Below are 20499 nucleotides of genomic sequence, written 5' to 3' on the forward strand. Positions count from 1 at the left end.
GGTGCGGTTGATCATCTCTTGGCTGGCCCTCTATTGGCTGATAACCGTGGCTGCCAGTGCCCAGGCAAGCCCTCCGCTGACCCTGAAACTGGGAGGTTCACCAGACGCTATCGCCTATGCCCGGCTGCTGCTGGGAGGTGCGTTGGAAGCCATCGGCCATCAAGTGACAATCGAGGAAACGACCGACCAAGGCGACATTCCCATGACCCGCCTGGAAGTCATGCTCAAGCGTGGCGAAATCAGTGCCTTGATTCTCGGCCGGACGGCTGAGCGTGACCACAAGTTCCTTCAGGTGCCTGTCGGCATGACCGACAACCTGGTCAACCAGCGCATCCTCTTCATCTCCAAGGGCAGCCAGCCGGACTATGATTTGGTGCGCAGCCTTGAGGATTTCCAGCAACTGGGCAAGATCGCTGCCATGGGCGAAGCATGGGCCGACCGGGCAGTCTGGGAAAGCAATGAGCTGCCGCTGAAATCCATCAGCGGTGACTGGCGACGGCTCTACCGGATGGTAGCCTCAGCGTCACGCGGGCTCGACTACCTGCCCCGTGGCGTGCATGAAATGAGCGAAGAGTGGCGTTTGCACCCCGAGCTGGATATGGAGCGCAATCTGGTATTCGTTTACGAGCAGGACCATATTCTCTACGTCTCACCCACTCTGCCCGAAGTGCATCGGCTACTGCATGAAGCAATGCTGGCAGCCAGGGATGCCGGACTCATCCGGCAACTGGCCAGGGAACATTACGCGCAGGTATTCGAACCACCGGTGAGCCTGCAGAAACGGCACCCCATCCACCTGCGCTCGGCTGTGCCGTAATGGGACAACAGCACCCTGCTCACCTCAGCGAAACAGCCGCTGCCGACGGCGCGGAAACAACAGTCCACGCAGCAGCAGGAAGAGACTTTCGCCAATCCAGGCCGCAAGCAGTGCCCAGCTCAGCCCCCAGGCAATCGCTTCCGGCGCCAGCATTACCTGAAAGCGATAACTGTTCCAGACCTGGCCGCGAATGCTCTGATCCGCCCCGAACAGCACATGCCAGGCCTGGGTATACCAGGGCCCCTGCATGAAGCGCCATTCACGCTCCAGCAATCGCGCCCGCTCCACCAGCCCGGCAACGCTCTGCGCATCGCTTTGAATCACCGGGTCTTCGCTGGCCTGATAGTGTTCGACCAGTGCATCCAGATCACCTTGAAAGAAGCGCCCCGCCGTCGACTCGAACCCCTGCAGCCCCTGCTGCGCCTCCAGTCGGCGAGCCTCGACGTGATTGGCATAGGCCTGGATAAAGCCCGGCACCTGCACGCCGATCAGCAGGCCGAGGGCGAACAGGCTCAGACGCAGATAGCTTCTCAGCATGACGACACCTGCCCGCGTGCGATGCACTCGCCCAGCCGCCAGAGCGTCCACTCGCCCGGCTGGTGGATGTCCCATTGCTCGTTGTCGGTCAGCGCTTCGGTCGCCAGCACCGTGACCACATCGTCAGGCGTGGTTTCGGCGGTGAAGTCCACGGTCAGCTCGGCGTCCTTCAATTGCGCCGGGCCGAAAGGCGCACGCCGGGTGACCTGCGCCAGCTTGGTGGTACAGAAACTGAACAGCCACTCGCCATTGCTCAGCAGGCAATTGAACACGCCCCTGGCGCGGTAACCGGCGCAGGCGTCGAGCAGGTGCGGCAGCAGGTCCCGGGCCTCGACACGCTCGGGGAAATCGCTGCGCACGCGGTTGAGCAGGTCGCAGAAGGCTGCTTCGCTGTCGGTATCGCCAACCGGACGGTAGAAACCCTTCGGCGGCTGGAAATCGGCCAACTGGCCGTTGTGCGCGAAACACCAGTGCTGCCCCCAGAGTTCGCGCACGAAAGGATGGGTATTGACCAGCGCCACCTTGCCGACATTGGCATGACGGATATGGCCGATCACCACTTCGCTCTTGATCGGGTAGCGCTGGACCATCTTCGCCACTTCCGACTCGCAACTGGCCACCGGGTCCTGGAACAGACGCAGGCCGCGCCCTTCGTAGAAGGCGATGCCCCAGCCATCGCGGTGCGGGCCGGTACGCCCGCCACGCTGCATCAGCCCGGTAAAGCTGAAATGAATATCGGTAGGCACATTGGCGCTCATGCCGAGCAGTTCACACATCGCGATCTCCGAACGGGTTAGGGTCTGTTGACGTTTCAGCGCAATCCGCGTTGCAGCGCCAAATGTCGCCAGGCAAGGCGCGGGACGCAGGTAATGGTGGTTCCCTTGCCAAGTCCCGCAACGCCGCATGGCGACATTTGCCGCGCAACCCTAAGGGCCGGGCCTGTTTTTGCGCGATGCGGCGTTTCTCGTCGCTTATTTGAAACGACCAAACTTCGCTCCTCGTGCCTTGCCTCGCGCAAAAACAGGCTCCGGCGCGGACGCGATGAAACGTCAACAAACCCTAAGGTCACAGGCGGGGTTCGGTTCTGGTCTGGTAGCGGTTCGCGGGACTGTAGGCCTCGTCCTCGTCTTCGGCTTCATCGAGCCGTTCACGCAGGGTGCGCGGGTCCTCGTCGGCAGCGGCGGCTTCGCGGCGGCGTCTGAGGCTACGTTCGATTGGCCAGCGCAGCGCCACCAGCACAGCATACAGGGCAAATGCGATCAGCCCGTAGAGCGCCAGATCGGCGACTGCACGCCAGGCGTTGGCGCCGACACCGAACAGCAGATCGAGCGCGGTAATGGCCACCGCAGGGGCGAAAAGCTCCTGCTCCGGATCGACGATGGTCGGCGTCAGCAACAGTACGGCGACGATCAGTCGCAAGGGTTCACGCAGCCAGCGCCACAGGGGACGGGTCATCCGGAACCACACCAGCAGGCAGCCCAGCGCAGCCACTCCGTAGGCCGTCCAGGCAAGCAGATATTCATTGGCGATCAGGAACATGGAAGTCTCTTGTATGAGTCGGAGCGCGCACCGGCATTGACGCCGCGCATGATAACAGCCAGAAGCCTTTCTGGCCGTCAACCACGCGATGCAATGTCACTGGCCACGCTGCTTGCAACGCCGTATAAACGCTGAAAACAAAAGCTGCACCCCCCATGCGCAGCAAGAGCCATACTTGCCACAATCAGTACAGCCAGGAGAGTCCTCATGACCTACCAGCACATTCTGGTCGCTATCGACCTCACCGACGAATGCCATCCGGTCGTTGCACGGGCCCAGGCTCTGGCGACGGCGAGCAACGCCAGCCTGGCGCTGGTGCATGTCATCGAACCCATGGCCATGGCGTTCGGCGGCGATGTTCCGATGGACCTGTCGATGCTCCAGCAACAGCAGTTCGATCAGGCGCGCGAGCGCATCGCAGGCTTCGCCGACCGCTACCCAGCTCTGGCAACCGAACAGCAACACCTGGCGTATGGGCAACCTCGTCAGGAAGTCCACCGCCTGGCCAAGGAAAACAATTGCGACCTGATCGTGGTGGGCAGCCATGGTCGCCATGGTTTGGCGCTGCTGCTTGGTTCAACCGCCAACGACATTCTTCATGGCGCGCCCTGCGACGTGCTCGCGGTGCGCCTGAAAAAAGCCGAGTGAGCCCCGGCAGGCCACTGAAAACGTAGGCGACGACTGCATGGATGCAGAGGCGAAGCAGGAAGCCCGAGCCGAGGCAGGCAAGACGAGGCTGTTTTTAACGACGTATTGCCAACGCAGCCAGTTTTTCAGCACCTGCCTCAGGCGACTTCCACCCCCTCACCGGCACTCATCACCAGCGGCCTGATCTTCTGCAACTGGGTTTCCAGGGAGTAGGTCAGGCTGGTTGCCATGGAAAAGAACGTGAGAAAGGCTTTCAGGTTGGAGTCGCCATGGCAGGTGGCGTGGATGCGCTGCCAGAACGCCTGATTGACCAGTTGCAGTTGCTGAAATGAATGCACCAGGCCGCGCAATTCCCAGTCGGCATGCCGGCCTTCGCGCAGGTTGAAATATTGCCTGGCCAGATACAGGGATACGGCTCGCAGCACGAACTCATGGTTGCTGGCAAAGGGCAGATGCTGCTGCGCCATAGGTTTGAGTTTCGCCAGAACCGGGCAGGCGCTGGTCGCCATGATCACGCCCAGAAGCGCACGCAACCCTTCATCCAGCCCAACCAGCTTGTTGTATTCACGCTCCGGCGTACGCACCCAGACCGATGCTTTCTGCACCGCCGGCAGCCCCTGGAAATCCTCGACCACCCGATGCAGATCCACCGCCGCCGGGCAATGGCTGAAATCATCCCGGCTCAACGGGCAATTGACGCAGCGCTGATGTTCGAGACGCGTCCATTTCGGCGCCTGGGCAGCCATTGCCCTGTCGTACTCACGATCCAGTTCGATCCGATAACTGAAGGTGTGTTCATCATCCAGGGTGATGCGATATTCAATAGCCATTTATGCTCCATCATGATGGCAAAAACGAATCATCACTTAACTACGGCCTGGCTGACATTGATCCATCTCATGAAGTCGACCTTGTATGTTGACTGATAGACGCTGCCGCAGCCCTCGAACGCTCCGCTTATTCTTCCAGCTCGGCCCAGCGCTCCAGCAATCCGTCCAGTTCCTGCTGCAGGGTCTCCAGGCGGGCCAGGACCGCAGCCGTCGTTTCGGCTGACTGCTGATAGAAAGCCGCGCCCGAGATTTCCACCTGCAACGCCTCGATGGCTTTTTCCACCTCATCGATTTTGCCGGGAAGCGCTTCCAGCTCACGCTGCAATTTGTAGCTGAGTTTCTTCTTTGCCGGCGCCGTCTCTACAACAGCCGGCGCAACTGCAGCGGGCTCGGCACTGGCCTTGGCTTCTTTCGCTTCGGCCAGGGTTTCGGCAACGCCCAGCAAGCGTGGCGAACCACCCTGGCGCAGCCAGTCCTCATAACCACCGACGTATTCGCGCACCACGCCATTGCCCTCGAACACCAGGGTGCTGGTGACCACATTGTCGAGAAAGGCACGGTCGTGGCTGACCATCAGCACGGTACCCTGGAAGCTCAGCAGCACTTCCTCCAGCAGTTCAAGGGTTTCCACATCGAGATCATTGGTCGGCTCGTCGAGTACCAGCAGGTTGGCCGGCTTGCTGAACAGCCTGGCGAGCAAGAGTCGTGCCCGCTCACCACCAGACAGCGCTTTCACCGGTGTACGCGCGCGTTGCGGACTGAACAGGAAGTCGCCCAGATAGCTCAGTACGTGCCGGCTCTGGCCATCGATGCTGATGAAGTCGCGGCCCTCGGCAACGTTGTCGATGACGGTCTTTTCCAGATCCAGCTGGTGACGCAACTGGTCGAAATACGCCACTTCCAGCTTGGTGCCGGCCTCCACCTTGCCGCTGGTCGGCTGCAGATCGCCCAGCAGCAGCTTGAGCAGCGTGGTCTTGCCGGTGCCGTTGGCGCCGAGCAGACCGATACGGTCGCCACGCTGCAGCACCATGGAAAAGTCACGGATCAGCGGCTCGCCGCCCGGATGGGCAAAGCTCGCATGCTCGACGACGATGACCTGCTTGCCGGACTTTTCCGCCGTTTCGATCTGGATATTGGCCCTGCCCTGCTTTTCGCGACGTTCGCTGCGTTCGACGCGCAATGCCTTGAGCGCACGCACGCGCCCCTCGTTGCGGGTACGGCGGGCCTTGATGCCCTGGCGAATCCAGACCTCTTCCTGGGCCAGCTTCTTGTCGAACAGCGCGTTGGCGGTTTCTTCCGCCGCCATCTGCTGCTCCTTGTGCACCAGGAAGCTGGCGTAGTCGCCGTTCCAGTCGATCATGCGCCCACGGTCGAGTTCGAGAATGCGCGTGGCCAGGTTCTGCAGGAAGGCACGGTCGTGGGTAATGAACAGCACCGCGCCATTGAAGCCGAGCAGCGCTTCTTCCAGCCAGGCGATGGCGCCGATATCCAGGTGGTTGGTGGGCTCGTCCAGCAGCAGCAGGTCGGGTTCGGACACCAGCGCCTGGGCCAGCAGCACACGTCGACGCCAGCCACCGGACAGCTCGGCCAGGGTCTTGTCGGCAGGCAGCTGCAGGCGGCTCAGGGTGCTGTCGACCAGTTGCTGCAGACGCCAGCCATCCTTCGCTTCGAGCGCTTGCTGAACGTGCATGAGCTTGTCCAGATCCGCGTCATCGCGAATGTTCTGGCTCAGGTGATGGTATTCGGCGAGCAACTGGCCCACGCCGGACAAGCCCTCGGCCACCACGTCGAACACCGTACGTTCGTCGGCCAGCGGCAATTCCTGCGGCAATTCGCCGATCTTCAGCCCCGGCGCACGCCAGATTTCGCCGTCGTCCGGCAGCTGGGTGCCCTTGACCAGGCTCAGCATGCTGGATTTGCCCGTGCCGTTGCGGCCGATGATGCACACCCGCTCACCCCGCGCAATCTGCCAGGACACGCCATCGAGCAGGGGATGGGTGCCATAGGCGAGGGACACATCGGTCAACTTGAGCAGGGTCATGGCTACCTCCGGAAAACAGGGCGCGCAGTCTAACAGACCGCCAGGAAACTACCCGCGTTGCCAACGTTCAGGTTTTTCAATGACCAGCCAGCGGAGGCGCGGCCATGAACCTCGACAAACGCGAAGCCCCCCTTTGTCGGAAGTCCGGCTTTGTTTGTTTCAAGAGCTTAATCCGCATTTAACTGCCTGACGGGCCACGCTAAGCTAGCCGCAGAACATCCCTGCCCCGTTTCCGGAAGTATCATGCGCGGTCGCCTCTCCAGTTTCTGTCTTTGCCTGCTGCTCGCTGCCGTCACCTTTCAGACCACCCACGCCGCCACTCTTGAGCAGCAACGTCGTTATTACGACGAGGCCAAGCAGGCGCTGGCCAAGGGTAACAGCGGGCCTTATCGGCGTTACGCCAGTGCGTTGCGGGACTATCCGCTCGAACCCTACCTGGCCTATGACGACCTGACTGCGCGACTCAAATCGGCCAGCAATGATGAGGTCGAGAAATTCCTCGCCGAGCACGGCGACCTGCCCCAGATCAGCTGGATGAAGCTGCGCTGGCTGCGACTGCTGGCCGCTCGCGGTGACTGGCAGCCCTTCGTCAGCCACTACGACCCCAAGATGAACTTCACCGAACTGGATTGCCTGTTCGGCCAGTACCAGCTTGCCAATGGCCATACGCAGCAGGGTTATGCCACCGCCCAGCGGCTCTGGCTGGTCGGCAAGTCGCAGCACAATGCCTGCGACCCGCTGTTCGAGCGCTGGAGCGCTGCCGGGCAACTCACCGAAGACCTGCGCTGGCAGCGCCTCAAGCTGGCCGTCGAGAGCGGCAACAACGGCCTGGCCGCTTTCCTGGCGAAAAACCTGCCGACGCTCAAATCCCAGGGCGAACGCCTGATCGAGATCGCGCAGAAACCGCAACTGCTGAATCAACCTGAACGCTTTTCCCCGGCCAGCCGGACCACGGGCGATATCGTCTCGATCGGTCTGCGCCGCCTGGCACGGCAGAACCCGGAACAGGCACTCGCCCTGCTCGATGGCTACGCCCGACGCCTGTCGTTCTCAGAGGAAGAAAAGGTCGCCATCGCCCGGCAGATCGGCCTGACCCTGGCCAAGCGCTTCGATGCCCGTGCGCTGGCGGTCATGGCCGACTATGACCCGCACCTGCGCGACAACACGGTCAGCGAATGGCGCGCGCGCCTGCTGCTGCGCCTGGGCCGCTGGGATGAGGCGCATGCCCTGACCCGGCGCTTCCCCGAAGAGCTGGCCAGCAGCAACCGCTGGCGCTACTGGCAGGCGCGCAGCCTGGAACTGGCGCAGCCCAACGACAAGCAGGCCGCCCTGCTCTACCAGCCCGTCGCCACCGAGCGGGATTTCTACGGGTTCCTTTCCGCCGACCGCATCCAGGCGCCTTACACCTTCAATCACCAGCCGCTGAAGCTGGACCCGAAGGTGGTGCGCAAGGTGCGCAACACCGCCGGCATTCGTCGCGCCCTGGAATTCCATGCGCGCGGGCAGATCGTCGATGGTCGCCGCGAGTGGTATCACGTCAGCCGCCTGTTCAGCCGCGACGAACTGGTGGCCCAGGCGCGCCTGGCCTACGAAATGGAATGGTATTTCCCGGCGATCCGCACCATCAGCCAGGCGCAGTACTGGGATGATCTGGATATCCGCTTCCCCATGGCCCATCGCAGCAGCCTGCTCAACGCCGCAAAGGCACGGGACATCCATCCAAGCTGGGTCTTCGCCATCACCCGCCAGGAAAGCGCCTTCATGGCCGATGCCCGCTCCCACGTCGGCGCCACGGGGCTGATGCAGCTGATGCCGGCCACCGCGCAGGAAACCGCCAAGCGCTTCAACATTCCCCTTTCATCGCCCCAACAGGTCCTCAACCCCAACACCAATATCCAGCTGGGCACGGCCTATCTCAGCCAGATCTACGGTCAGTTCAAGGGCAACCGGGTGCTCGCCTCGGCGGCCTACAACGCCGGGCCGGGCCGGGTGCGCCAATGGCTGAAAAACGCCGAGCATCTGCCCTTCGACGTCTGGGTCGAAAACATCCCCTTCGATGAAACGCGCCAATATGTGCAGAACGTGCTGACCTATTCGGTCATCTACGGGCAAAAGCTCAATTCACCACAGCCACTCATCGAGTGGCACGAGCGTTATTTCGATACACAGTGACGCGCGCCGCTTAGAACCTATTCAAAGTCTCGCGAGCTAGAGCAATGCAAGGCAAAAACAGGCGAGAAACGTAGCGTAGCGAAGTAACAGCCGCAGGCTGGCCCGCAGGGTGAGCGCAGCGAATCACGCGGAGTTTACAGCTGTAAATGAGTAGTCCGAGCCTGTTTTTAACGCAGCAGTGCCGACGCGCAGCAGACTTTGAACAGGTTCTTACGCCAGGACTTCCACCGGCATCCCCTCGATCAGCTCTCCGGTTCCCTCGGCGATCAGGTTCTGACCGAAAAGCACGCCGTCACGACTCTTGCGATAGGTCAGCAGCGTGGCCATGGGCTCTAGGTCAGGGCTGCGCTGCGCCGTGGCGGGATCGAGGAGCGGAATCGCGCAGCGGGTACAGGGCTTGACCACGCGAAACTCGATGGCGCCGATGCGGATGCGCTTCCAGTCGTCCTCGGCATAGGGCGCGGCACCGGCGACCACCAGGCTGGGGCGAAAGCGCAGCATGTCCAGCGGCCTGCCGATCCTCGCACACAGGTCATCCAGCGATGCCTGGCCGATCAGCAGGAAGGGAAAGCCATCGGTGAAGGCGGTAAGCTCGCCGTCTTCGGCGAAGTTCCGGTCGATCTGGATGGCGTCGGCCTCAGGCAGATACACCAGGCGCACCGCGCGACCGAGGAAGCGGCCCAGCCATTCGGCCACGTGATCGCCGCAGTCCGGTACGCGCCGCACCTCGCCCCAGATGAAGGCGCCACGCAGGGGTGCCGAGGCCGTCGGCACAGGCACCTGCAGTTCGGGCATACCGGGCGCATTCAGCCGCACGCCCGCCTCGCCCTGCCAGCGCAGTTGCAGCAGCGCCATGGCCGGCAGTGAACGCTGGGTGAGAAAACGCCCATTGCTTGCGTCGATCAGCATCCAGCGCCGGTCGCCATGCAACCCGAGCGATCCGCACCATGCCTGATCGAGCCTTTCACCCGCACCGGACTTGAGGGGGTAGCGATAGAGTGCGGACAGATGCATGGCGCTCTCGACTTTTATCAACTCAGTTGGGTTCGTCCTGCAGCAGACGCTCACGAACGACGTCGACCAGTTTCTCCGGCTGGAACTTGGAGAGGAAATTGTCGCAACCGACCTTCTTTACCATCGCCAGGTTGAAGCTGCCCGACAGCGAGGTGTGCAGGACCACGTACAGATCGCGCAGACGCGGGTCGTTGCGAATCTCGGTGGTAAGGCGGTAGCCGTCCATTTCCGGCATTTCCGCATCGGTGAAGACCATCAGCAGCTTGTCGGTCAATACCTCGCCGGCATCGGCCCAGGCCTTGAGCTTGCCCAGTCCTTTCAAACCGTCACTGGCGGAATGCACAGCGATACCGAGCTGACCGAGGGTTTCGCGCAACTGCGCCAGTGCGACGTTCGAATCATCGACGCAGAGCACTTCACGGCCTCTGGCGCGTTCGAGTACCGGATCGGCGAGGCGCTCGGGCGAGATGCTGGTGTCATAGGGCACGATTTCCGCAAGCACTTTTTCGACGTCGATCACTTCGACCAGTTGGTCTTCCACCTTGGTAATGGCTGTCAGGTAATGCTGGCGCCCCGCCGTCGTCGGCGGCGGCAGCACCTCTTCCCAGTTGAGGTTTAGAATGCGATCCACGCCTCCGACCAGAAAAGCCTGCACCGAGCGGTTGTATTCAGTGACGATGATGGTGCTGTTCTCGTCGGGCACCAGGGGACGCAAACCAATGGCGCGCGACAGGTCGATGACCGGCAGCGTTTGTCCGCGCAGGTTGACCACGCCGCACACCGAACCATGACGATGCGGCATCAGCGTCATCTTCGGCAGTTGCATCACCTCCTGCACTTTGAACACGTTGATGGCGAACTTCTGCCGGCCCGAAAGCCTGAACATGAGGATTTCCAGGCGATTCTGGCCTACCAACCGGGTGCGTTGATCGACTGAATCGAGAATGCCGGCCATGAAGGACTCCTTGTTGAATACGGGACATGAAGGGCTATCGGCAGCAAGGCTCGACGCTTTATGTGGCCCAGCACCAATTTGTCCTGCCCATCATCGGCCCCGCCAGCCAATAGCGCAATGCCATCACACCGCTCTCTGGATGCTTCAACGAGGCAGATTGCGCATTTCGTACAGCGTGGCATCGCTCAGCAGGGGGCAATCGACGGGCAGATGCATCCGCAAGGCCCTGGCCTTTACGGAGAAACGCATGTGCTTCGCCGCCGCCGGTTCGCCGTCGAGGTTGATATCGATCTCTTCCGGCGCCTCGATTTCAAGCCAGGGCAGACGCGCGTTCACCGAGACGCTGTCGATCCCCCGCAAGCCTCCGCTCAGCAAGGTACCCAGAGTACCCACCGCGTCGACTGGCGCCGGGACGATGCACAGGTCGAGCAAGCCATCATCGGCCAGCGCCTGCGGACAGAGCAATTGCCCACCCCCCGACTGGCGCCCATTACCGATGCCCATTGCGAGAAAATCCCCTTCCCAGGTGAAATCCGGCCCGCTAAAGCGTCCCCAGGCCGAACGGATTTCACTGAAGCGCGACAGGCCGGTCAGCAGGTAGGCGCCGCCGCCCAGCACCTTCTTCAGTTCCTCGGAGGTGCTGGCCGTCACCTTCGAACCAAAGCCGCCCGTGGCCATGTTGATGAACGGCTCGCCGTTCATCTCGCCGACATCGATCCGCACCGGCGGACGCTCCAGCAACGCCAGGGCATCGAAGGGCTCCAGCGGGATGCCGGCGGCATGGGCGAAATCATTGGCCGTGCCCAACGGCAGCAGCGCCAGGCTCGCATCCACACCCGACTCCAGTAACGCCTGAGCGACTTCACACAGCATGCCGTCGCCGCCGCCGGCAACCAGTGTCCGATAGCCTTCATCCAGCGCTTGCTGAACCAGGCGCTGAGCATCGCCGGGCTCCCAGGTCACGCGTACCGCCAGATGTCGATCAAGCTGTCGCCAGGCATTGACCGCCGTGCGCACCTCGTCATTGAGCGCCTGCTTTCCATGAAGAATCAGCAACGCCCCGGATACGTTCATGACCATGAATTCCTGTAGTTGACCGAGAGCTAGGACCCGCCTGCGTGCAATAAGTTGTGAGCGCTGCGGTGTTCGCTCAAACCGCGCCCCAGCACCTCGACCGATGATCAGAAACGCTCAGCCGAATCCCTTAACGGGATCCGTTACAAATAATTATTCCTTTTATTTCAATCGCTTGGGCTGCCCGCTTAATTCCTGCCAACAAATCGCCACTTTGTACGCCTGCGCTGAACTCATTTCACGGGGGGTGGTCGGAGCAGTTGTCCGGTTGAAAGCTTGCAACAGCGGCCTGTCATTCAGAACCGCGGATCGCGGCGATCTAAACGAGAACATTGAGCTGACAATAGCCGAAGGAAGGAGCCTTGTATGCGCTTACAGTCCGTTGGAACCCTTGAGTACGCCCACCCCAGTTTCATCGATTACTTTCTTGCCAGCATTCGCCTGATCCACGGACTCACAGCGGTATTGCCAGGTATCCTGCTCCTGCTGTTTCTGCCCATCGCCGGCGGTACTTTCAGCACCTTCCTGATGTTCTTCGGCGTGATCAGCGTCGTGATCTTTCAATCGGTGGGCATCTACAGCGAAGAGGTGTTCAGCACTCTGTTGCGCTTCCGCACCATGCTGGTGGCCTGGGCGGCGGCGTTCAGCCTGCTGATCTTCATGCACCAGGGGCTCGGCATGTTCAGCTACCTGGAAACCGGGCACCTGGTGTTCTGGTTCATGACCAGTGCCGTCCTGTTCGGCGCTGAGCGCATGCTGATGCTCGCCCTGTTCCGCCGCCTCATGGCCAAGGGCGTGTACCTGCAGAATGCGGTGATTCTCGGCGGCACCGACAACGGTGTGCGCGTGGCCGAGTACCTGGCCCATCATCGTGATATTCGCACCGGCGTGCTCGGCTTCATCGACGACCGTCTGGAGCGCCTGCCAAAGCAGCTCGCCAATCTGCCGCTGCTGGGTAATACCCGCGACCTTGAGCAGATGATCCGCGAGGAGAAAGTCACCCAGGTGCTGGTCGCCCTGCCCTGGTTCGCCGACAGCCGCATCGGCCAGGTGATCAACGAACTGCGCAAGCTGCCGGTCAATGTGCTGCTGGTCCCCGACATGGTTGCCTTCCGCCACGCCAACAAGCGCATCACCGAGGTTGCCGGTCTGCCCACGCTGATCGCCTCGGACCTGCCGTTGCGCGGCTGGTCGCCGATGTTCAAACGCATCGAGGACATCATTCTCTCCAGCCTGGCCCTGCTGGCCGCCGCGCCGGTGATGCTGCTGCTCGCCCTGGCGATCAAGCTCGACTCTCCAGGCCCGGTGCTGTTCAAGCAGAAGCGCTACGGCTACAACAACCGGCTGATCGAGGTCTACAAATTCCGCTCGATGTACCATGCCCGCTCGGATGCCAATGCCGAGCGCCAGACCACCCGTGACGACGACCGCATCACCCGCGTTGGTCGTTTTATCCGCAAGACCAGCCTGGACGAGTTGCCACAGTTGCTGAACGTGTTCCTGGGCAGCATGTCGATGGTCGGTCCGCGCCCCCATGCAACGGCGACAAAGGCCGCTGGCGTGCTGTTCGAAGACGCCGTATCCGAGTATTCCGCACGCCATCGGGTCAAGCCGGGCATCACCGGCTGGGCGCAGATCAACGGCTATCGCGGCGAAACCGACACCCTGGAAAAGATCGAGAAGCGCGTCGAGTACGACCTGGACTACATCGAACGCTGGTCGGTCTGGTTCGACCTCTACATTCTGGCCCGAACCATTCCCGCCCTGCTGTTCAACCGGGACGTCTACTGACGAACCGCCGTGCGCAAAGGAATGAACCCATGAAACGAGCCACTATGGAATGTGTGTTCCGCGCACTCCCAGCCTCCCATGTCGTGAGAGGGTGAGATGTTCCAGAACATATTGATCGTCTGCGTCGGCAACGTCTGCAGAAGCCCCGCAGCCGAAGCGCTGCTGCTACACCGACTCCAGGGCAGAGGCCCCTCGGTCAGCTCCGCCGGCATAGGCGCCCTGGTAGGCAATCCGATGGACAAACTCGCCCAGCAGGTGCTGCAGGAGCATGGGCTGGAACATGCGACCCACCGTGCCCGGCAGGTCGATAGCGAACTGCTGCACCAGGCCGACCTGATCCTGGCCATGGAGCAGAGCCATATCCAGCACCTGCGCCAGATCGCCCCCGAAGTACATGGCAAGACCTTCCTGATGGGCAAATGGCTGGACGACATGGAAATACCCGATCCCTTTCGTCAATCCAAACCCGCTTTCGACCACGTTCACAGCCTTCTGACGCAAACCGTCGAGAGCTGGCTTCCTTACCTTGAATAAGAAGAAGGAACTTCAATGACCACCATGCCACGCCCTATCTATGAAACCAAAGAGGACAAGGACATTGACCTGGCCCACCTCTTCGATACCTTCCTCAACAACCGAGGCACCATCGCAGCGATAACCGGCTTTTTCGCGGCGCTGGGCATCGCCTATGCACTGCTCAGCACACCGGTGTATCTGGCTACCGCGATGATCCAGATCGAGGCCAAGAGCGGCCTGCCGAGCCTGACCGATGTCGTCGGCAACGCGCCGGCGGTGTCGCCCGCCCAGACGGAAATCGCCCTGCTCAAATCACGCTCCGTAGTAGGCGGCGCAGTCGAAGCGCTGAATCTCGACATCATCATTGAACCGCGCCATTTCCCGCTGATCGGCGGTTTCATAGCGCGCAACTTCGAGCCGACCGAAGAAGGCGAGCTGGGCTGGTATCCAGCCGGCTTCGAATCCTATGCCTGGGGTGGTGAAACCTTGCGCATCTCCCAGCTCATCGTGCCGGACAAGATCCATGGCGAAGAGCTGACCCTGGAAGCCGCCGAAGACAATGGCTTCATCCTGCGCGACCCGGATGGCGAAGTGGTCGCCCAGGGCGTGGTGGGCGAACCGGTGGAAACGCCCGATTACGGCATCACCATCGCCGAACTCAACGCCCGTCCCGGCACCACCTTCAATGTGACCCGCAACCGTACCTACGCGACTACCGAGGATTACCAGAACCGTCTGTCCGCTGGCGAGCGCGGCAAGCAGTCCGGCATTCTCAACGTGACCCTGGAAGACACCGATCCGGACAAGGCCATCGAGGTTCTGGAGGAAGTCGCCAAACGTTATGTGGAACAGAACATCGCACGAAATGCCGCCGAAGCGACCCAGAGCCTGGAGTTTCTCAGCGAGCAGGTACCCGAGGTTCGCAAGAAGCTCGACGCCGCCCAGACCGCGCTGAATCAATACCAGACCGGCAATCGCTCCGTGGATATCTCGGCTGAAACCCAGTCGGTGCTCGACCGCATCGTCGACCTGGAAAAGCAGATTTCCGAACAGAACCTCAAGCGTACCGAGATGGAGCGGCGCTTTACCCGCCAGCATCCGAACTTCCAGGCGCTGATGAACCAGATCAACCAGCTGCAGAACCAGAAGAGCGAGCTGGAAAAGCAGATCAGCACCCTGCCATCTACCCAGCAGGAGCTGCTGCGCCTGACCCGTGACGTCGAAGTCTCGTCCGAAACCTACGCAATGCTGCTGAACAAGACCCAGGAGCTGGACATCATCCGCGCCGGCACCGTGGGCAATGTGCGCATCGTCGACCACGCCGCCGCCGACATCGACACGCCTCTCAAGCCGAACAAACCGCTGGTGGTCATCGTTGCCACCCTGCTCGGCGGGCTACTTGCCGTTGCCTTCGTCTACGTGCGCGAAGCACTCAAGCGGGGCGTGGAGAACCCGGAAGAAATCGAGCGGGCCGGGATTCCCGTGTATGCCGCCATTCCATTCAGTGACAAGCAGGGCCTGCTGGAAAAGCGTCTGGCCAATTTCAAGCGTGACAAGAGCAACGCCTCCTATCTGCTGTCGATCAACGACCCTGCCGACCTGGCTACCGAGGCCATGCGCAGCCTGCGCACCAGCCTGCACTTCGCCATGATCGAAGCCAAGAACAATATCCTGATGATCACCGGCCCGAGTCCTGCGGTGGGCAAGTCCTTCGTCACCAGCAACCTCGCCGCCGTGATCGCACAATCGGGCAAGAAAGTGCTACTGGTCGATGCGGACATGCGCAAGGGCTACCTGCACAAGGTCATGCGCTGCCAGGGCGACAAGGGCCTCTCGGACATCCTTTCAGGCCGCATCACGCTGTTCGATGCCATCCAGAAGACCCCACTGCATAACCTGCACGTGATCGCCCACGGCCAGTTGCCGCCGAACCCGTCGGAGTTGCTGATGCACGAGAACTTCTCTCGCTTCGTCAGGGAAATCAGCAGCATGTACGACCTGGTGATTTTCGATACGCCGCCCATCCTTGCCGTCACCGATGCCGCACTGGTCGGCAGCCAGGCCGGCACCACTTTGATGGTGACCCGCTACGGCCTCAACGGTATCAAGGAGATCGAGCATGCCAAGCGGCGCCTGGAACAGAACGGCCTGCTGGTCAAGGGCGTGATCTTCAACGCCGTGCTGCGCAAGGCATCCAATTACAGCGATTACGGTTACTACCAGTACGAATACAAGAACAAGTGAGGCATTGGACACGTGCCGTCCGCCTGCCCTGCCGAACTGCCCGCACAGCGGGCAGGCGCTCGCATCCAGCGACCATCGGCAGGCCAAATACAGGTAAAAATCATGCTCTCGTCTTTTAAACGCGCGCTGCGCTTCATCGCGGCACTCTCGCTGGCCGCCTGCGCATCAGGCGCGCTGGCTGATTCCAACCCGACCGGGATCGACCTGATCGGCATCAACCTGTCCGGCGCCAACTTCGCCCCGCATATCACACCGGGGAAAGTCGGCACCAATTATTTCTATCCCGAAAAGAAACATTTCAGCTATTACGCCGACAAGAACATCCGTCTGGTCCGCTTCCCCTTTATCTGGGAGCGTCTGCAGCACGATCTGAACAAAGGCATCAACTTCGACCAGATGCGCCTGCTCAGGAAAACCCTCGACCTGGCAGCACGGCATGGTCAGAAAGTCATTCTGGACATGCACAACTACGGTCGCTACAAGGGACAGCTGATCGGCTCGCCCGAGGTCCCCTACTCGGCCTATGCGAATGCCTGGCGCCATCTTGCCGAAGCCTTCAAGGGCCATCCCGGCCTGCTCGGCTACGACATCATGAACGAGCCCCACTCCACCGAAGGCTTGTGGCCCGGCGCCGCCCAGGCCGCAGTCGATGCCATCCGTGAAGTCGACATGCAGACGCCGATATTCGTGGAGGGTGACCGCTGGGCCAGCAGTTTCCACTGGCGCCTGGTAAACGAGGATTTCCTGATCGAGGATCCGGCGGACAACCTCATCTATTCGGCGCATATCTACTTCGACAAGGATTTCTCGGGGCGCTATGCCGAGGATGAAGTCGTCGATCCGATGCTGGGCGTCGAGCGGGCCCGGCCTTTCGTGGAGTGGCTCAAGGAACACGGCCAGAAGGGCTTCCTCGGCGAATACGGCGTGCCCGGCCATTCCGAATCGATGCTCGTCGCCATGGACAACATGCTCGCCTACCTTAATGAAAACTGCATTCCCAGCGCTTATTGGGCCGGCGGACCCGGCTGGGGCAAATACGTGCTGGCGGTCGAGCCCATCGACGGCCAGGACCGTCCACAAATGCGCATTCTGCAAAAACATATTTCCAATGACTGCGCCGATATCGGCCCCAATCCATGATGCTTTGCAGTTCATGGCGAAACAATATCATTGAGCTGATACGGAGTTTTCTGAGATTCGACAATCCAGAAAAAATCATCGGATTTCACGCAACCCCCACAGGAACCGGCGGTCAAACCTTGCGATCAGTCAATAACGGACTTAATCACTGGCGTTTCGTTATGGATACACCGGTACGCTTCGTATAAGCCCGATCCATGAGCATATCGAGCAGATACTCGTACCAGGCCGACACTGACAAAAGTGCATTTGCTGCAAATATTCGCATTCAAAAGGAAAAGGCACCCAAGGACTCAGGTGATGACAAACATCAGCTCAAGATTATTTTATGTGCCACTGATCATTGCACTGTTCATCCTCCACTTTTCCGTGCTGGGCGACAGTACACACAACCCCATTGGTTTCAAATTTCTCAACGAAGCCTATCTGGCGATTTGCCTCGGTTTATCTCTGCTGCTGATTCTCGCATCCACGGAGGAATCAGCCCGAGAATACCGAGTGCTCATGTATTATGCATTTTACAGCGCTTTCGTATTCATTCTGCTGCCCGCCATCTTTGCCTACCATACGTTCGGCCAGCCTATTGTTTACGGTCTTATCGAAGAGCGGCGGATACTTTTCGCTTTCGGCTTCGTGCCCCTGCTGCTGCTTGCCAAACGGGTGACCACCCTTCAATTCGAACGTGCACTGGTTTATGCGGCACTCATTGCGGCCATCCTTTCCTGGCTGTTCAAATTCGGGCTGATACCTGATTTACGCACGGAACAAACATCCTGGGATCGCCCGGACCGTTCCTCGATCGGTCCGTTCCTGCTGTGCTTCACCTATTTCTACTGCATTCAGATCTGGGCAAAAGGTCAATCGCCCATCACGGGTGAGAAGCGCCAGAAGTTTTTTTACCTGATCGTCGCCGCCCTTATTCTGCTGACACTGGTTTTCGCAACTCAGACACGCCAGCTCATCGTCCTGTGCCTGGCCTTTACCCTGTTCTGTCTCAGAGCCAAAGCTCTGATATGGGCTGCTTCGCTCTGCATTCTCTTATCTCCATTTTTCTTTTACCCGGCACTTCTTGAAACTCTCGGCTTGAATCTTGAATTTTATACAAGCAACTTCGAGGAAGGCGTTGAAGATGGCGTACGCCCCAATACCATTGCATCCATATTCAATCATCTGGCGCTGGTCAAATGGTTACCCAGTGGCTCCCTGTCACTGATGTGGCAGGACGGCTTCATTCCCTATTTCGGCGAACACTTCTTCCTCTCCGACGTCGGCATCATTGGCACACTGTTCCGCTTTGGCTTTCTGACCTTCATCCTGGTCCCTCTGACGCTCTACATCTATCAGCGCATCGCCCGCAATATCAATTCAGACATGAGCTTCAGCTACGCGGCAATTCTCGCATTCATGGTGATCTGGCCTCTCAATGGCATGTTCGAATATGTCCAGCCGGTTATTGTCATGCTTTTCGTTATACACGCTCTAAGAGCACGCCATCTCCGCAGCAAGGAACGAGCACATGAACGTCGCACTTATTCTCAACTACAAAGCTGCTACTGAGACCATCAGTTGCGCTGAGAGCATGCTTGAGCACTGCGGAACACTCGATCATGTCGTGATAATCGACAATGATTCACAGGATGGTTCTGCAATAGCCCTGCAACAATGGCTGGAGGAAAAGCAGTATTCGAACGTCACCCTGCTCAATAATCCTCAAAACAGCGGTTATGCAGGCGGCAACAACTATGGCCTGCGCTGGGCTATGGAGAACCTGCAGCCGACGCATTTCTGGGTCGTCAATAACGACACCTATGTAGACAGTGATGCCTTTTCGCCTCTACTGGAAGCACTTCGGCAGAATGATCGGCAATTCGTCGGCTCATTGGTCCTGAGTGCCGATACCGGACGGCTGGAATGCTATGGCGGTGGGAAACTCTACCCGATACTTGGAAAGGCGCGCTTGCTGGGTAAAGATCAAAGTATCGAAACCATGCAACAGCAGGGCCTTTTGCACAGCCCCGATTACCTGATGGGCTGCAGCCTTGCCTTTTCCGCAGCGCTGACAAAAGAAATCGGGCTGATGGATGAAAAGTACTTCATGTATTTCGAGGAAGTGGACTGGCAATATCGCGCCAGAGAGTTTGGCGTCTCGATAAAAGTAGTACCCGCCAGCCGCCTCTTTCACTATGGCTCGCTCAGCCTGGGCAGTCGCTCGGCGTTCTACCACTACTATCGAAACCGTGCCGCCACACGCTTCAACAAGCGTTTCTACGGATCAGGTTTCGCACTCGTCTCCGCTTTTCTTCTATCGGCCGTCACCACCATCAAGGAGTTCAAGAATCCGACTCTCGCATGGTCGGGCATCAAAGGCGCTTTCAAGGGAGTAGCAATGAGTGTCAAGTGATACTAGAGCCTTCGGCATAAATTTTTATTCCGGCAACAAGAAAACGTTGCTGGCCAGTATTCGCGAGGGCGTCAAACAGCCCTACTCGTTCGTGGTTACGCCAAATGTCGATCATCTGGTTCAACTGGAACACGACAATGCCCTGCGTGATGCTTATGCAAAAGCGCGCTGGAGGCTCTGTGACAGTCGCGTTCTGCTATCGCTGCTGGATCGACTGGGTATCCATATCGAAGAAGCCATTCCGGGAAGTGATCTGACGCTCGATCTTCTGCAATGGGCAAACGACGACTGCCTGCGCGTGGTATTGATCGGCTGTTCGACTACCGAAACGCAGAAGCTCCGTGCCCTGTATCCCGGCATTCATCTTTATCACTACAACCCGCCCATGGGCTTTATCGAAAAACCGGAAGAAGTGCAGCGCTGCCTGCAATTCATCCGTGACACCCCGTCGGAGCTGGTGCTGTACGCCGTCGGCACCCCTCGCGGAGAGATATTGGCTGCAGCCACCCATGCCCATGAGCGCTCGGGAATGGGCTTCAGCATTGGCGCCTCCATTGCCTTCGCCACCGGCACCATCAAACGGGCTCCGCTGTGGATGCGCGAATGCAAGCTCGAATGGCTGCACCGCATGTGCCTGGAGCCACGGCGACTGGCAAGGCGCTATTTCAATGACGCGCTGTTTATCGTGCCGGCGTATCTGCGGGAAAAGCATTCAAGGCACAAGGCCAGCCCCGCGAAGCAGGAGTCCTGAAGTGTTGGCTTTGCGACTTGACTAACCAC

The 20499-nt window shown here is 59.9% G+C and carries 18 protein-coding genes; 10 read left to right on the top strand and 8 right to left on the bottom strand.

Annotated features, from left to right (window positions below; genetic code table 11):
* Position 1: 1 nt before the first annotated feature.
* On the top strand, positions 2-817 hold the full coding sequence (locus G7020_RS11390; RefSeq protein WP_181084452.1) for a hypothetical protein: 816 nt from the start codon (positions 2-4) through the stop codon (positions 815-817).
* A 24-nt stretch (positions 818-841) separates the two neighbouring features.
* Here the strand turns inward: G7020_RS11390 and G7020_RS11395 are convergent, their stop codons facing one another.
* The 3 genes from G7020_RS11395 to G7020_RS11405 form a co-directional block, all read right to left on the bottom strand.
* Positions 842-1354 (bottom strand): DUF2937 family protein, encoded by a 513-nt coding sequence (locus G7020_RS11395; protein WP_181084454.1) that lies wholly within the window; start codon positions 1352-1354, stop codon positions 842-844.
* Positions 1348-2130, bottom strand: coding sequence for a class II glutamine amidotransferase (locus tag G7020_RS11400; RefSeq protein WP_181084456.1), 783 nt, complete (start codon positions 2128-2130; stop codon positions 1348-1350). The genes G7020_RS11395 and G7020_RS11400 overlap by 7 nt, the downstream gene beginning before the upstream one ends.
* A 289-nt stretch (positions 2131-2419) precedes the next feature.
* Positions 2420-2893: an MFS transporter gene (locus tag G7020_RS11405; RefSeq protein ID WP_181084458.1), complete on the bottom strand. Its 474-nt coding sequence runs from the start codon at positions 2891-2893 to the stop codon at positions 2420-2422.
* A gap of 207 nt (positions 2894-3100) precedes the next feature.
* Between G7020_RS11405 and G7020_RS11410 the strand changes: the two genes are divergently transcribed.
* Positions 3101-3541, top strand: a complete 441-nt coding sequence (locus tag G7020_RS11410) for a universal stress protein (RefSeq protein ID WP_181084460.1) — start codon at positions 3101-3103, stop codon at positions 3539-3541.
* A 137-nt stretch (positions 3542-3678) separates the two neighbouring features.
* Here G7020_RS11410 and G7020_RS11415 read toward each other — a convergent pair whose 3' ends face one another.
* Together G7020_RS11415 and G7020_RS11420 are read right to left on the bottom strand one after the other, a co-directional pair.
* On the bottom strand, positions 3679-4371 hold the full coding sequence (locus G7020_RS11415) for a DUF6901 family protein (RefSeq protein WP_181084462.1): 693 nt from the start codon (positions 4369-4371) through the stop codon (positions 3679-3681).
* A gap of 127 nt (positions 4372-4498) precedes the next feature.
* Complete coding sequence (locus tag G7020_RS11420; RefSeq protein ID WP_181084464.1) at positions 4499-6412, bottom strand: ATP-binding cassette domain-containing protein; 1914 nt, start codon at positions 6410-6412, stop codon at positions 4499-4501.
* A gap of 243 nt (positions 6413-6655) precedes the next feature.
* Between G7020_RS11420 and G7020_RS11425 the strand changes: the two genes are divergently transcribed.
* Entirely contained in the window at positions 6656-8584 is a 1929-nt protein-coding gene (locus tag G7020_RS11425; RefSeq protein ID WP_181084466.1) for a transglycosylase SLT domain-containing protein, read from the top strand.
* 210 nt (positions 8585-8794) lie between these two features.
* Here the strand turns inward: G7020_RS11425 and G7020_RS11430 are convergent, their stop codons facing one another.
* From G7020_RS11430 to yegS, 3 genes are all read right to left on the bottom strand, one after another.
* Positions 8795-9598, bottom strand: a complete 804-nt coding sequence (locus tag G7020_RS11430; RefSeq protein WP_181084468.1) for an MOSC domain-containing protein — start codon at positions 9596-9598, stop codon at positions 8795-8797.
* Positions 9599-9620: 22 nt separating this feature from the next.
* Positions 9621-10553, bottom strand: a complete 933-nt coding sequence (locus tag G7020_RS11435) for a chemotaxis protein CheV (protein ID WP_181084470.1) — start codon at positions 10551-10553, stop codon at positions 9621-9623.
* A 144-nt stretch (positions 10554-10697) separates the two neighbouring features.
* Entirely contained in the window at positions 10698-11627 is a 930-nt protein-coding gene (gene yegS, locus G7020_RS11440) for a lipid kinase YegS (RefSeq protein WP_181084472.1), read from the bottom strand.
* A gap of 366 nt (positions 11628-11993) precedes the next feature.
* Here yegS and G7020_RS11445 point away from each other — a divergent pair, with 366 nt between their 5' ends.
* The 7 genes from G7020_RS11445 to G7020_RS11475 all read left to right on the top strand — a co-directional run bounded on the left by G7020_RS11445 (position 11994) and on the right by G7020_RS11475 (position 20470).
* Positions 11994-13418 carry an undecaprenyl-phosphate glucose phosphotransferase gene (locus G7020_RS11445; protein WP_181084474.1) on the top strand — a complete coding sequence of 475 codons (1425 nt, stop codon included), beginning with the start codon at positions 11994-11996 and terminating at the stop codon, positions 13416-13418.
* Between the two features lie 96 nt (positions 13419-13514).
* Positions 13515-13952 (top strand): low molecular weight protein-tyrosine-phosphatase, encoded by a 438-nt coding sequence (locus G7020_RS11450; protein ID WP_181084476.1) that lies wholly within the window; start codon positions 13515-13517, stop codon positions 13950-13952.
* A 15-nt stretch (positions 13953-13967) separates the two neighbouring features.
* A complete protein-coding gene (locus G7020_RS11455; protein WP_181084478.1) occupies positions 13968-16178 on the top strand; it encodes a polysaccharide biosynthesis tyrosine autokinase in 2211 nt (736 codons plus the stop codon).
* Positions 16179-16280: 102 nt separating this feature from the next.
* The gene (locus G7020_RS11460) at positions 16281-17318 is read left to right on the top strand and encodes a glycoside hydrolase family 5 protein (protein ID WP_181084480.1); all 1038 of its coding nucleotides are present in this window, start codon (positions 16281-16283) and stop codon (positions 17316-17318) included.
* 300 nt (positions 17319-17618) lie between these two features.
* Complete coding sequence (locus G7020_RS11465) at positions 17619-18875, top strand: hypothetical protein (protein ID WP_181084482.1); 1257 nt, start codon at positions 17619-17621, stop codon at positions 18873-18875.
* Complete coding sequence (locus G7020_RS11470) at positions 18835-19719, top strand: glycosyltransferase family 2 protein (RefSeq protein WP_181084484.1); 885 nt, start codon at positions 18835-18837, stop codon at positions 19717-19719. Before G7020_RS11465 ends, G7020_RS11470 begins: the two co-directional genes overlap by 41 nt.
* Complete coding sequence (locus G7020_RS11475) at positions 19709-20470, top strand: WecB/TagA/CpsF family glycosyltransferase (protein WP_181084486.1); 762 nt, start codon at positions 19709-19711, stop codon at positions 20468-20470. The genes G7020_RS11470 and G7020_RS11475 overlap by 11 nt, the downstream gene beginning before the upstream one ends.
* Positions 20471-20499 lie beyond the last annotated feature (29 nt).

This window comes from Stutzerimonas stutzeri (genome assembly GCF_013522825.1).
GTDB lineage: Bacteria > Pseudomonadota > Gammaproteobacteria > Pseudomonadales > Pseudomonadaceae > Stutzerimonas > Stutzerimonas stutzeri_AK.